Source organism: Labrenzia sp. THAF35 (assembly GCF_009363595.1).
Lineage (GTDB): Bacteria > Pseudomonadota > Alphaproteobacteria > Rhizobiales > Stappiaceae > Roseibium > Roseibium algicola.
The window spans coordinates 1,300,498-1,313,518 of record NZ_CP045380.1 but is presented as its reverse complement, the minus strand read 5'-3'; the positions used below and the strand labels follow the sequence as shown (position 1 = coordinate 1,313,518).

The 13,021-nt window shown below is 58.6% G+C and carries 10 protein-coding genes; 3 read left to right on the top strand and 7 right to left on the bottom strand.

The genetic code is table 11. From position 1 onward, the window contains the following. Nucleotides 1-2: 2 nt before the first annotated feature. The gene (locus tag FIU93_RS06025) at nucleotides 3-707 is read left to right on the top strand and encodes a hypothetical protein (RefSeq protein ID WP_152505071.1); all 705 of its coding nucleotides are present in this window, start codon (nucleotides 3-5) and stop codon (nucleotides 705-707) included. 67 nt (nucleotides 708-774) lie between these two features. Here the strand turns inward: FIU93_RS06025 and FIU93_RS06020 are convergent, their stop codons facing one another. After that, a complete protein-coding gene (locus tag FIU93_RS06020) occupies nucleotides 775-2,778 on the bottom strand; it encodes a VWA domain-containing protein (RefSeq protein WP_152505070.1) in 2,004 nt (667 codons plus the stop codon). Between the two features lie 158 nt (nucleotides 2,779-2,936). Between FIU93_RS06020 and FIU93_RS06015 the strand changes: the two genes are divergently transcribed. Then, complete coding sequence (locus tag FIU93_RS06015) at nucleotides 2,937-3,335, top strand: DUF1761 domain-containing protein (protein WP_023002494.1); 399 nt, start codon at nucleotides 2,937-2,939, stop codon at nucleotides 3,333-3,335. Nucleotides 3,336-3,540: 205 nt separating this feature from the next. Then, on the top strand, nucleotides 3,541-5,478 hold the full coding sequence (acs, locus tag FIU93_RS06010) for an acetate--CoA ligase (RefSeq protein ID WP_023002493.1): 1,938 nt from the start codon (nucleotides 3,541-3,543) through the stop codon (nucleotides 5,476-5,478). An 87-nt stretch (nucleotides 5,479-5,565) separates the two neighbouring features. Here the strand turns inward: acs and FIU93_RS06005 are convergent, their stop codons facing one another. The 6 genes from FIU93_RS06005 to trmD all read right to left on the bottom strand — a co-directional run bounded on the left by FIU93_RS06005 (nucleotide 5,566) and on the right by trmD (nucleotide 12,851). Beyond that, a complete protein-coding gene (locus FIU93_RS06005; protein WP_205838622.1) occupies nucleotides 5,566-6,990 on the bottom strand; it encodes a TadE/TadG family type IV pilus assembly protein in 1,425 nt (474 codons plus the stop codon). Nucleotides 6,991-7,140: 150 nt separating this feature from the next. Further along, on the bottom strand, nucleotides 7,141-8,481 hold the full coding sequence (locus FIU93_RS06000; protein ID WP_209010291.1) for a TadE/TadG family type IV pilus assembly protein: 1,341 nt from the start codon (nucleotides 8,479-8,481) through the stop codon (nucleotides 7,141-7,143). A 307-nt stretch (nucleotides 8,482-8,788) separates the two neighbouring features. After that, complete coding sequence (locus FIU93_RS05995; protein WP_006936861.1) at nucleotides 8,789-9,346, bottom strand: HNH endonuclease; 558 nt, start codon at nucleotides 9,344-9,346, stop codon at nucleotides 8,789-8,791. Between the two features lie 383 nt (nucleotides 9,347-9,729). Continuing rightward, on the bottom strand, nucleotides 9,730-11,142 hold the full coding sequence (gene leuC, locus FIU93_RS05990; protein WP_152505068.1) for a 3-isopropylmalate dehydratase large subunit: 1,413 nt from the start codon (nucleotides 11,140-11,142) through the stop codon (nucleotides 9,730-9,732). A 304-nt stretch (nucleotides 11,143-11,446) separates the two neighbouring features. Beyond that, nucleotides 11,447-11,917 carry a 50S ribosomal protein L19 gene (gene rplS / locus FIU93_RS05985; RefSeq protein ID WP_023002488.1) on the bottom strand — a complete coding sequence of 157 codons (471 nt, stop codon included), beginning with the start codon at nucleotides 11,915-11,917 and terminating at the stop codon, nucleotides 11,447-11,449. Between the two features lie 223 nt (nucleotides 11,918-12,140). Beyond that, on the bottom strand, nucleotides 12,141-12,851 hold the full coding sequence (gene trmD, locus FIU93_RS05980) for a tRNA (guanosine(37)-N1)-methyltransferase TrmD (protein WP_062491229.1): 711 nt from the start codon (nucleotides 12,849-12,851) through the stop codon (nucleotides 12,141-12,143). Nucleotides 12,852-13,021: the final 170 nt, after the last annotated feature.

Genomic DNA, 13,021 nt, shown 5'->3' with positions numbered 1-13,021 from the left:
GAATGATCGCTGGCAGACAGGATGCCTGCGCGCATAACAATGCGCTCTGGTGCGATGCGGTCCTGAAAACCGCAGGCGCGAAAACCGAATTTCATGCAGGGTTCTGGTGCGCTCGGGACAAGGCCCTGCCGCTCTATCCGAACATCGTCACCCTGTCGCCGAACCAGGGAGCGGATTTTTATGCCGCGCTGCCCGATTTGCCGAAGGGGGCCGGGGTAAAGGACAGTTTCGACAGTCTGGATCTGGCACCTTACGGCTTTCAGAGGCTTTTTACCGGCACCTGGCTGTTTCGTCCGCCGCCAAGTGCCAAACGTGCCCCGATCAGCTCCGATTGGCACAAGGTGGCGACATCGGAAAGCCTGAAGAAGTGGCTGGCCGGCTGGAACGAGAACGAAAGCCTCCATGCCGTTTTCCCGTCCAGGCTGCTGGAACGCAAAACCATTGATTTCGCCGCCATCATCAAGGACGGCAAGGTGAAGGCAGGGGCGGTCTTCAACACCGGTCCGAAGCTTGACGGCAAGGATATCCTTGGCCTTTCAAACGTCTTCTGCCGCAAGACCTGGCTCTACAGTGCTCTGCATGATCTTCTGGAACCGTTTCCGAACCGGTCGATTTGCACCTACGAAAATGACGCAAGCGTGCTACCGGTCTATCGACAACTCGGTTTCGAGCCTTGCGGACAGCTTTCCGTCTGGCTGAAACAGTAGCTCCGGACAGGGCGAAGCCCGCAACTTTACAGCTGCGGGCTCCGATTTTCGTTGATGACCGGTCGCGCTATTTCACCGTCACGGTCTGCCGCGCAACGATTTCCGCGTCACCTGCGGACAGCACGAACCGCAGCTCGTAAGTGCCCGGCTCTTCCGGTGTCCGCACCTCCACAACGCCGTTGGAGATGTTGTCCGCAATCTCCCAGGTGCCCGGTGCCGTACTCCAGGCATCCTGAGACGGTTCGGCAAAACCGATGAAGTTGCTGCTGTTGGCAGGGCCGCTCGCCTTTACGCTGACATAGCTGGCGGCCGGAACTTCGGACGGGCCCTCCAGCGTCACCTTCGGATCCGTGATCTTCAACGGTTGGCTGGCCAGGATCTTCGATCCGTCGGACGTCGAGAGAATGTAACGCAGCTCGTAATCGCCCCGAGCCAACGGCGCGATGATCGAGACGCTGTCCCCATCGGGACGTTCGTAGGTCACATAGGCCGAAGGGTCGGAGCCGACCGGCGCGATGCCGATCCAGTCGTCGGGCGCCTTCGGGCCGCTCCAGGTCACGTTCAGTCTGCCGGCCGCCTCTACCGTGCTGTCGGCCTGAAGCGTTGCTGCGCTTTCGCCAACGGTTAGCGGTTGGCGCGTCAGGATCGTCTGGTCGATACCGGTGACATAGATGACATCATAAGTGCCGGCTTCGCTCGGTGCCTGAAGGGTGACGGGAGACCCGTCGGCAGTGCCTGTCCAGCGGCCCTGGTAATCGTCAACCGTGCCGTCCTTCGGAACGATCCCGATCCAGTCCTCCGGCCCGTTCGGACCTTCGAAGACAATCTCCACCGGCTGACCGGCGGCAACTTCGGGGGCGTAGGTCAGGATTGCCTGGACTTCGGTCACCTTGATCGGTGCCTTTGCCAGAACACGTTCACCGCTATCGGCCCAGACATAGACGATTTCATAGTCGCCCGGCTGGGTTGGCAGGGCCAGTTTGGCGGGATTACCGTCGCGCACATACACCCAGAGATCCCGTTCGAGCCTGTTTCCGTCCGGGGTGACGACACGCAGGAAATCACCATCCAGGCCCGGGCCTTCAAAGGCAACTTCCAGCAGCGAGGTTGCAGGTGCTTCAGGGGAGGCGGGCGTGACACGCGCCTCGGGAAGATTGCCGTCGAGAAGAACAGTCTGCTGTCCGCCCTTGTCGGACACCTCAAGCGATGCACCGCCTGCCTTTTCACCAAGTTCTGCACTGACGACGTAGGATCCCGGCTCGAGCTCGACCTCGACGCTGCCACCTGTCATGCCGGACGCCACCACGGTCTCGTCGTCGACGGTTGCCACTGTCCATTGCACGGGGCCTGAAACAGGCTGGCCGCTTTCCTTGTCGGCCGCCGTCAGGACTGTCACAGGCAGCGGCGCTTTTTCCTCAACCGCGGCGACGCTTTCCTTCAGCGCTTCGGTCAGGCCATCGGCGTCCTTGGCGTTCCAGTAAGTGCCGCCTGTCAGATGCGCAATACAGGCAATCTTGGCCTGATCCGCCTTGGAAGCGATGTCGAAACCGATGACATGGGCCTTGAAATCGACACCGGACTTGGCAAGTGCCTCGGCGAGGGCGCAAGGATCCCCGCCGCAGGTCTCGATACCATCTGAGATCAGGATCAGCCGTCCCGGGCGGTCGTTCTGCGCCAGAAGTTCCGCGGCCTGCCGAAGTGTTTCGGTAATCGGCGTCTTGCCGCGCGGCGTGAGCGCCTTGACGCTTTGCACCAGTTTGGAGCTGTCCAGCTCACTCACCGGCACCAGCGTTTCCACATCGCCGCAATCCGCCTTGCGGCGGTGACCATAGGCCATCACACCAGCCCTGGTTCCATCCGGAAGACCGGCAACAAAGCCTTCGAAGGCAGACCGGGCAATTTCCGCTTTCGCGGTACCGTCGATCTGGCCCCACATGGAATTGGAAGAATCCAGGACGAACAAAAGATCAGAAGGTGTGTCCGTCTGTGCCCCTGCGGGGGACATGAACATCGTGCCGCCGATGAGGGCGGCTCCCATAAGTCGAAACACAGGTCGCTTTGAAAAGAGCATGAAACCTTGGGCTCCTGTAATGAATTTTCGAAAAAGCCTTATCCGGAAAGGAGATAGGCGAGACGGGCCGAATTTAGAGACACTTGCAATCCCGAAGTGTGATAAAAGTCGCAAGTAGACAGAATTGCCAAGGAAAAAATGACGTTGGGAGACCTGCAATGATGTTCGACGGTATCAACCTGATTGCAGTTGCTGCGGCCGCCATTGTGTCTTTCCTGTTCGGCGCGCTCTGGTACGGCATCCTCGGCAAGGCCTGGATGAACGCCGCCGGTCTGACCAAGGAGCAGACGAGGCCAAACCCGGTTGTCTTTGCAACGGCCTTTTTCTGCCAGATCATCATGGCATTCGTCTTCGCGGGCGTGATCTATCACACCGGTGGAACCGATATCAGGAACGGCATCATCTCCGCGCTGATGATCTGGGTCGGCATCGTCATGACCACGCAGATCGTCAACCACCGCTTTCAAGGGCTGTCCTGGAACCTGACGCTGATCGACGGCGGTCACTGGCTCGGGGTACTGCTTGTCCAGGGTATCGTGATCGGATGGCTGAGCTGACGTGATCGCCGGGAAATACGCGTAAATCCGTACGAGATTGAAGGTCTTAGGCCTTGCCATAGACCAAAGACTCGCCGACTAAAGTACCAAGTCTAGGTTCTGGACGCTTTGAGGGGCCATACGCATAATGGCCCCGGCAAAACAAGGCCGCGGAAGGGAGAACTCGCTTACCGCAGGTCCAATTGTGGTTTCTGGGAGGTTTCACATGACTGAGTCCGTATTTCCCGTTCCCGCGGAGGTTGCCGCGCGGGCGCATGTCGACAATGCCAAATATCAGGAAATGTATCAGCGTTCCGTGGAAGACCCCGATGGCTTCTGGGGTGAGCACGGCAAACGGGTGGACTGGATCAAGCCTTTCACCAAGGTGAAGAACACTTCCTACGACTATCACAACGTTTCGATCAAATGGTTCGAGGACGGCACGCTCAACGTTTCGGCCAACTGCGTTGACCGCCACCTGGAAAAGCGCGGCGACCAGCCCGCGATCATCTGGGAAGGCGACGACCCCAACGAGCACAAGGTCATCACCTACAAGGAACTGCACCGCGAGGTGAACAAGTTCGCCAACGTGCTGCACGGCCAGGGCGTCAAAAAGGGCGACCGCGTCACCATCTATCTGCCGATGATTCCGGAAGCAGCTTATGCAATGCTCGCCTGCGCCCGCATCGGTGCTGTGCATTCCATCGTCTTCGGCGGATTTTCACCGGACAGCCTTGCCCAGCGTATCGAGGATTGCGCCTCTGAATGCGTGATCACGGCAGACGAGGGCTTGCGCGGTGGTCGCAAGGTGCCGTTGAAGGCCAATGTCGACAAGGCTGCTGAAAAAGCGCCGGTAAAGAGCGTCATCGTGGTCAAGCGTACCGGCGGCGACATTGCCATGCAGGCCGGACGAGACGTCTGGTACCACGACGAGGCGGACCGTGTGTCCGACCATTGCGCACCGGCGGAAATGAACGCGGAAGATCCGCTCTTCATCCTCTACACCTCCGGGTCGACCGGCAAGCCCAAGGGTGTGATGCACACCACCGGCGGCTACCTGGTTTACGCTTCCATGACCCATGAATATGTCTTCGATTATCACGAAGGCGACGTCTACTGGTGCACGGCCGATGTGGGCTGGGTCACCGGTCACAGCTACATCGTCTACGGCCCGCTTGCCAACGGCGCCACCACGCTGATGTTCGAAGGTGTTCCGACCTATCCCGGTCCGGGCCGCTTCTGGGAAGTGTGCGACAAGCACAACGTCAACATCTTCTACACGGCACCCACCGCGATCCGCGCCCTGATGGGCGCCGGCGACGAACACGTCACCAAAACCTCGCGCAAGTCCCTGCGTCTTCTGGGGTCCGTGGGCGAGCCGATCAATCCGGAAGCCTGGACCTGGTACTACAATGTGGTTGGCGACAAGCGCTGCCCGATTGTCGACACCTGGTGGCAGACCGAAACCGGCGGCATCCTGATCACGCCGCTGCCGGGCGCAACCGACCTGAAGCCAGGTTCCGCCACCCGTCCGTTCTTCGGCGTCCAGCCGGCGATCGTCGACGCGGAAGGCAAGTTCCTGGAGGGGGCAACGGAAGGCAACCTTGTCATCAAGGACAGCTGGCCGGGCCAGATGCGCACGGTCTATGGCGACCATGAGCGCTTCGTCCAGACCTATTTTGCCACCTACAAGGGTCTCTATTTCACTGGTGACGGATGCCGTCGTGACGAGGACGGCTACTACTGGATCACCGGCCGCGTTGATGACGTCATCAACGTTTCCGGTCACCGCATGGGCACGGCGGAAGTCGAGAGCGCACTGGTGGCGCATCCGAAGGTTTCCGAGGCCGCTGTGGTCGGCTATCCGCACGACATCAAGGGACAGGGCATCTATGCCTATGTCACGCTGATGGAAGGCGAAGAGCCGAGCGACGACCTGAAGAAGGAACTGGTCAAGCATGTCCGCTCGGAAATCGGGCCGATTGCCTCTCCGGACCTGATCCAGTTCGCACCCGGCCTGCCGAAGACCCGGTCGGGCAAGATCATGCGCCGTATCCTGCGCAAGATCGCCGAAGACAGCTTCGACAGCCTGGGCGACACCTCGACCCTGGCCGATCCGACCGTCGTCGACGACCTGATCGACAACCGCCAGAACCGCGGCTGACCGGCACACTCCGGACTGTGAAACGCAAAAAGGCTCGCCACCCGGCGAGCCTTTTCAGTTTGGTCGGCCCGTCTCGAAAAGCTTCGATTACCTCGAAACGTAGATCTGCTGGATCTTCTTGGCGATATTGGCAAAGGCGTTGATCAGCTCGTCCGAACTCGTCGCCTTGTAGAAATTGCCCGTGCTGGCGCAGGACTGCATGTTTCTCGACCCGGCCGAGGTGTTGCTGGTGCCGAAGTAGACGCCGAAGATCGAAATTCCTTCGTCCTTCATGGCCTGGCAGAGCGCGCGCTGAGCCGTTGAGGAATTGTTGCTGTAGCTTTCGCTTTCGCTGCGTTCCTGCCACTGATTGACCGTAACCGTCTCACACTTGTACTGCCAGCCATGGCGTCTGGAATAAACCCAGTCGCATTCTTCCCGTTCGCCGATGTATTCGTAGTACCGGTTGTTGTCCCCGTCGGTCATGATGATCGCGAACTTGAGAACATCCTCGTTGTCATAAGGCTCCGGCTTGCTTGCAAGGGGCCATACGTCCGAATAGTTCGGCGAGATGCTGTTCCAGCCCCAGACCACGCCGGTCTGGCCTGCCGTACCGCCGTTATCATCCAGGTCGGCGATCGCATCGAGCAACTCGTCCCGGTCGGATGTCAGCGGGATCATCTTCGACGTGCTGGAACAATTGTTGCTGCCACCGCCATAAAACACGGCCTTCGGCGGCGGATCGGTCTTGTCGTAGTAATTGTAGGTCTTGTCGGTGTAGCGAACTTCGTAGAGATCTTCGCCGTCGTCGTAATCCTGGCGTTCCGTCACGCATTTGCTGCTGTCGGCATAGCCGAAGAGGCCGCCCTTCACCTTGGAAGCGTAAGCTCCCAGGTTGACCCCCTGGCTGTATGGCACCAGCGAAATACGGACCTTGCTTTCGGATTCTTCGGTTCCATCCGGGATCAAGATGTTCACCAGGCCTTCGGAGGCATCCCGCAGCGTATCCATGTCGTTGCGCATGGACCCGGTAACGTCGACGACGAGGGCCAGTTCGACGTCAAAGCGTGAGTAGGTGACCTGTGAGCTCGTTCCGAAGCTGAATGTTTCCGGGCCGAGGGCACTCTTGCCGTATCCGCCCATGTCGATGAAGTAGTTCTTGAGAGAGGCCGTGGACGTTACCTTGATGGTGCCGTTGTCCGGATCGACGACGAAATCGAGATTGTCGATTGCCTCGTCCAGGAATTCGACGTCGGCCAGGTTGGCCTTGAAGGAATCCGCCAGTGCCTGTTTGATCTGGTCGTCGCTCATGACGCTGGTCGACAGGTCCGCCGCGACCGAAAGTGCCGCGGCATCAATCGCAAAGGACAGTTTTTCGCGCGCATTCACCGTTCGGGACACGTCGATGGTAATCCCCGCGATCACGACGATCAGGATCACCAGCATACCGAAAATGGGCAAAATGGATGCTTTGCGGTCGCCGGTAAACTCTGCAAGCAGGGGTCGGCAAATGAGACGCTTCAAATACTGCATTACTGCCTCGTCATTTTGTGAGACAGTTACTCTAGAAAAGTACCTAATTCCTTAAACGGAATGTAGAAAATAGGGGGTTGTTTCCGTTTGGTAAACCAATCGGAAAGAATCGAGACTGACGCTTTTCGCTGGCCGGTCGTCCGGCAGGTCTTATTTGGACAGGTAGATCGACTGGATCTTCCGCGCGATGTTTGCGAACGCTCCTATGAGTTCATCGGACGATGCAGCCTGATAGTAGTTTCCCTGGCTTGCGCAGGACTGCATGTTTTTTGCCCCTGCGGATGTATTGCTGGTTCCGAAGTAAACTCCGAAAACCTGGATGTTGGCAGCTTTCATGGCTGCACAGATGTCTCGTGAGCGGACGGAAGAGGTGTTGTTGTAGCTTTCGCTTTCACCTGTTTCCCGCCAGGCGTTCACGGCCACTGTGCTGCATTGCCAGGTCGACTTGCCGTTTTTCTTGACCCAGCCGCACTGCTCCTCCTGTTCGATATATTGGTAATACCGGTTGTTGTCGCCGTCAGTCATGATGATCGCGAACTTGAGCGTATCGCCGTCTGAATAGGCCGCAGGCGCGCTGTCTACAGGCCATACGTTGGCGTAGTTCGGCGACAGGCTGTACCAGCCCCAGGCAACCCCGGTCTGACCTGCCGTACCGCCGGTGTTGTTAAGAGCGGAAATCGCCGGCAGCAACGTGGTGCGGCTCTTGGTCAACGGCACCAGCTTGGACGTGGAGGAGCAACTGCTGCTGCCCCCGCCAAAAAAGGTCTGTGCCGGAGGAGGGCTGGACTTCTTGTAGTAGTTATAGGGATCGTCCGTGAGCATGACCTCATAGGTGGAATAATCCTGACGTTCCGTGACGCAGTTGCCGCTGACGCTGTAGAAATCGCCGCCCTTCACCTTTTTTGCATAGGTGCCGAGGTTGACGCCCTGGCTGTAGGGAACCAGCGAAATGCGCACCTTGGCATCGTCTTCTTCCACGTCCTCGGGCAGCAGGATGTTGACCACCGCCGTCGAGGCATCGCGCAGCGTGTTCATGTCGCTTGAGGACATCGAGCCGGTGACGTCCACCACAAGGGCCAGCTCCACATTGAACTTGGAATAGGAGACCTGTGAACTGGTTCCGAAGGCAAAGGTCTCCGGACCCAGGTTCTTCATCATGTAGCCACCGAAATCGATGAAGTAATTCTGCAGGCTGGCCGTCGAGGAGACCTTGATGGTTCCGTTTTCCGCATCGACCACAAAGGTCAGGTTCTTGATGGCTTCGGCCAGAAACTCGGCGCCGTCCAGGTTGGACTTGAAGGAATCCGTCAGCGCCTGCTTGATCTGTTCATCCGTCATGAGCGATGTCGACAGATCCGCCGCCACGGACAGTGCGGCCGCATCGATCGCATAAGACAGCTTCTCGCGGGCGTTGACCGTGCGCGAAACGTCCACGGCTGCGCCCATGACGACGATCAGAAAAATCACCATCAACGCAAAGATGGGCAGCACGGCCCCTTCACGTTGCGTGAGAAATCGTCTGTTTATTTTGAAATTCCAGAAAAGAAGAGACATGTATGGCGCCGCCTCAAGGGAGATAAAGACAGCTACTACACACTTTAAGAAAAAACAGTGAATGAACTTTGGGAACGAGGTTAAAGCCTCGTTAAAATCAAATATTCAACGGCATAAATACATCCACTGGATGTCAACTGCCAGTTGCCTGCAACGTGGAATAGGCGCTCCGACGCAGACGCGTTAGCGCCGTCACAAGGGCATTTGATGACCCCGCCTGAAGGCTCGCAATACGAAACGGAGACTACGGTTCCAGCTCGGTATCCCAGTAGAGGAAATCCAGCCAGCTATCGTGCAGATAGTTGGGCGGGAAACCGCGGCCGTTGTTGTGCAGGTCCTGGATGGTCGGCTGGAACGGCATGTGCATCGGCCACATGTTCAGTTGCTGGCACGACTTGTTGGACTTGCGCAGATTGCAGGGGGAACAGGCGGTGATGACATTGTCCCAGGTCGTCAGACCACCCTTGGAACGCGGCACAAGGTGGTCGAAGGTCAGCTCATCCTTGGAGCCGCAGTACTGACACTGGAATTTGTCGCGGAGAAAGACGTTAAATCGGGTAAAGGCAGGGTATCGGCTGGGTTTCACGAAGGTCTTGAGAGAGACCACACTGGGTAATCGGAACTCGAAGCTCGGACTTCGAACCGCCGCATCGTATTCGGCAACAATGTTCACCCGGTCCAGGAACACAGCCTTGATGGTATCCTGCCAACTCCACAGCGACAGGGGGTAGTAGCTCAAAGGCCGGTAATCCGCATTGAGCACCAACGCCGGATGGGCGCCCGACGAAACCGCTATCGTCACCTTCCGCTCCTCATTCCCAGAGCATGCCGAATCCACACGCGGATGCGTTGCTCTAACGACTTACGTTGGATCAACTTCCAGCAATCAGGTGCCAACTGACAGCGCGTTGACCTGTCGGAATGTCCGTTATCCGGTCAATCGGACAGCGGAACAGTCCTTTTGTGACGGGAGTATTGTAGTGCCGAGGTGACAGTCTTGTGAAGCCCGGGAAAATCATTTCTGAGTGCAGTTGTCGCCAGATCAGACCCGGCAAAGGATTTTTCTTAACTACATGAATTATTTACGCAAAAGCAAAATCCCCTGCGTCATTGTGCCTGTTTTACGGGGAGAAGCAAAAAGGGCGCCTTGCGGCGCCCTTTCTCACGAACCGAAATGCGGTCGAATCAATTCGTCGTCCACTCGCGGATATCGACAAAATGGCCGGCGATTGCCGCCGCTGCCGCCATGGCCGGCGAAACCAGATGAGTCCGGCCCTTGTGGCCCTGACGGCCTTCGAAGTTGCGGTTGGACGTCGACGCACAGCGCTCGCCCGGCTTCAGCTTGTCCGCATTCATGGCAAGGCACATGGAGCAGCCCGGCTCACGCCATTCAAAGCCTGCTTCCTTGAAGATGATGTCCAGACCTTCTTCCTCGGCCTGTTCCTTCACCAGACCAGACCCCGGGACAACCATGGCGCTGACGCCTGCTGCCACCTTGTGATTGCCGATGACGGCCGCCGCAGCACGCAGGTCTTCAATGCGGCCGTTGGTGCACGAACCGATGAAGGCGCGGTCGATCTTGATGTCGGTGATCTTGGTGCCCGGCTGCAGGCCCATGTATTCCAGGGCGCGCTTCTTGGACTCGCGGCGGTTTTCATCAGCGATTTCGGCCGGATCCGGCACGACACCTTCCACCGAGATGACGTCTTCCGGAGACGAGCCCCAGGAAACGATCGGCGGCAGGTTGGCGGCGTCCAGTTCGATGACCTTGTCGAAATAGGCGTCCGCATCCGAATGCAGGGTCTTCCAGTAGCCGAGAGCCATGTCCCAGGCTTCGCCCTTGGGCGCCTTGGGGCGGCCTTCGATGTACTTGTAGGTGATTTCGTCCGGTGCAATCAGGCCTGCACGTGCACCAGCCTCGATGGACATGTTGCAGACCGTCATGCGGCCTTCCATCGACAGGGCACGGATTGCTTCGCCGGCATACTCGATCACGTAGCCGGTGCCGCCTGCGGTGCCGATCTTGCCGATGATGGCCAGAACGATGTCTTTCGCGGTGACGCCAGCAGGGATCTTGCCGTCGACCTTCACCAGCATGTTCTTGGCTTTCTTCTGGATCAGCGTCTGGGTGGCCAGAACGTGTTCCACTTCGGATGTGCCGATACCGTGGGCGAGGGAGCCGAAAGCGCCATGGGTGGAGGTGTGGCTGTCGCCGCACACAATGGTCATGCCGGGCAGGGTGAAGCCTTGCTCGGGACCCACGATGTGAACGACGCCCTGACGCATGTCGAGTTCGGAATAATATTCGATGCCGAATTCCGCCGCGTTCTTGGCCAATGTGTCGACCTGCAGGGCCGATTCCGGATCATCGATGCCGTGACGGCGGTCGGTGGTCGGAACGTTGTGGTCGACCACGGCAAGCGTCTTCTCCGGCTGGCGCACCTGGCGGCCGGCCATGCGCAGGCCTTCGAATGCCTGCGGGCTGGTAACTTCATGCACCAGGTGGCGATCGATGTAGAGCAGCCCGGTTCCGTCCGGCTGCATGTCGACCACGTGGTCGTCCCAGATCTTGTCGTAAAGCGTCCGTGCCTTGGCCATGGGTCTCTCCTCGGTCCATCCGAGCAAACGGTCAAACGGTCTAAAGTTTGCGAAATGCCCGGTGATGCCCGTCGCGGCGCGTCCAGCCGCAAGGGTCTATCCTCGTTTATCGTAGCTAGTGAATGACGCAGCGCCGCCTGAAGGTCAAGCGTTCCGAGTTGAGCTGAATTCAACTCAGATTGACCGGCGCAGGAAGAACGGGGCGCAAAACCCCGGATTTGCATCGGACTGCGCCGGGGTTTGGCGCAAATGCAAAAAAGGCGGCCCGAAGGACCGCCTTTTCGAAACGTTTTGCCGGGCCGGCTTATTCGGCTGCGTTCTCTGCAGCTTCCTTGGCAGCGGCCTTGGCTTCTGCAGCAGCTGCCTTGGCAGCAGCCACTTCCGCACGCACTTCTTCGTTGAGGCGCTTGGAACGAGCATTGGTGTTTTCGACGATACGGGCAGACTTGCCGCGACGGTCGCGCAGGTAGTAGAGCTTCGCGCGACGGACCTTACCGCGGCGAACCACTTCAACGCCTTCCAGCATCGGGGAGTAGACCGGGAAAACGCGCTCGACGCCTTCACCGTAAGAAATCTTGCGAACCGTGAAGCTCTCGTTGATGCCGCCGCCGGAACGGGCGATGCAGACGCCTTCGTAAGCCTGGGTACGGGTACGCGTACCTTCGGTGACCTTCACGTTGACGCGAACGGTATCACCAGGAGAAAATTCCGGCAGCTTGCGCTGCTCTTCGATTTTCGCCATTTCCTCAGCATTGAGCTGCTCGATGATGTTCATGGCATATTTCCCTTTTGAATTACAAAGCGGTCAGAGCGTTTTCCGGTTTTGGCCGGAAACGGGTTCACCGACTTTGGGCCATGTTGCTTGTCGGCTGGACTTTCCTGATTTTCCGGTCCTTTTGGTCCGGTTCAGGACGCAGGTCTTTCCAAGGAAAAGACACAACTTCACCCAGCTTCGGCGCGCGTATACAGGAAATTTGCGCCACTGTCATGCGGATTCTTCAATCCACGTCGTCTTCATCCGCCATATAGGCATCCCAGAGATCCGGCCGCCGCTCGCGTGTCAGGCGCTCGGCTTCGGCCATGCGCCATTCGTGGATCTTCCGGTGATTGCCCGAGGTCAGAACCTCGGGAATGGTCAGGCCTTCGAACTCGGCCGGCCGCGTGTATTGCGGGTGTTCCAGCAGGCCACCTTCGAAACTTTCGGTTTCCGCACTGTCCATGTTGCCCATGACGCCAGGGATGAGCCGGACAACAGCGTCCAGCATGGTCAGCGCGCCGATTTCGCCGCCGGACAGGATGTAGTCGCCGACGGAGACTTCCTCCAGACCGCGCGCGTCGATCACCCGCTGGTCGACCCCCTCGAACCGGCCGCAGACGATGACTGCGCCAGGGCCTTCGGCAAGTTCATGCGCACGGTCCTGGGTAAAGGGCGCCCCGCGCGGGCTCATCAGGAGCCGCGGGCGCGGGTCGTCAGCGGGGGCCGCCGCATCAATGGCCCTGGCCAGGATATCGGCCCTGAGCACCATACCGGCACCGCCACCGGCCGGCGTATCGTCAACGGAGCGGTGCTTGTCCGTCGCAAAGTCGCGGATCTGGCTGGTTTCCAGCTGCCAAAGCCCCTTGTCCAGCGCCCGGCCCGAAAGGCTGTGGCCCAGGGGCCCTGGAAACATGTCCGGGTAGAGCGTCAGAATGGTTGCCTTGAACGTCATTACGCCTGTCAGTTCTGCTGATTGGCCGGTATGCCCGGGTCCAAAACCGCTCATTGGTTAACGAGCCGTTTACCGCTTTCCTAAAAACCTGTCGAATTCTTCAGGGTAGCCGCCGGAAAGAAAGCTCTGATTAAGGCTCGCAGTATAAAGTGGCAAGAGCGTTTCAATCG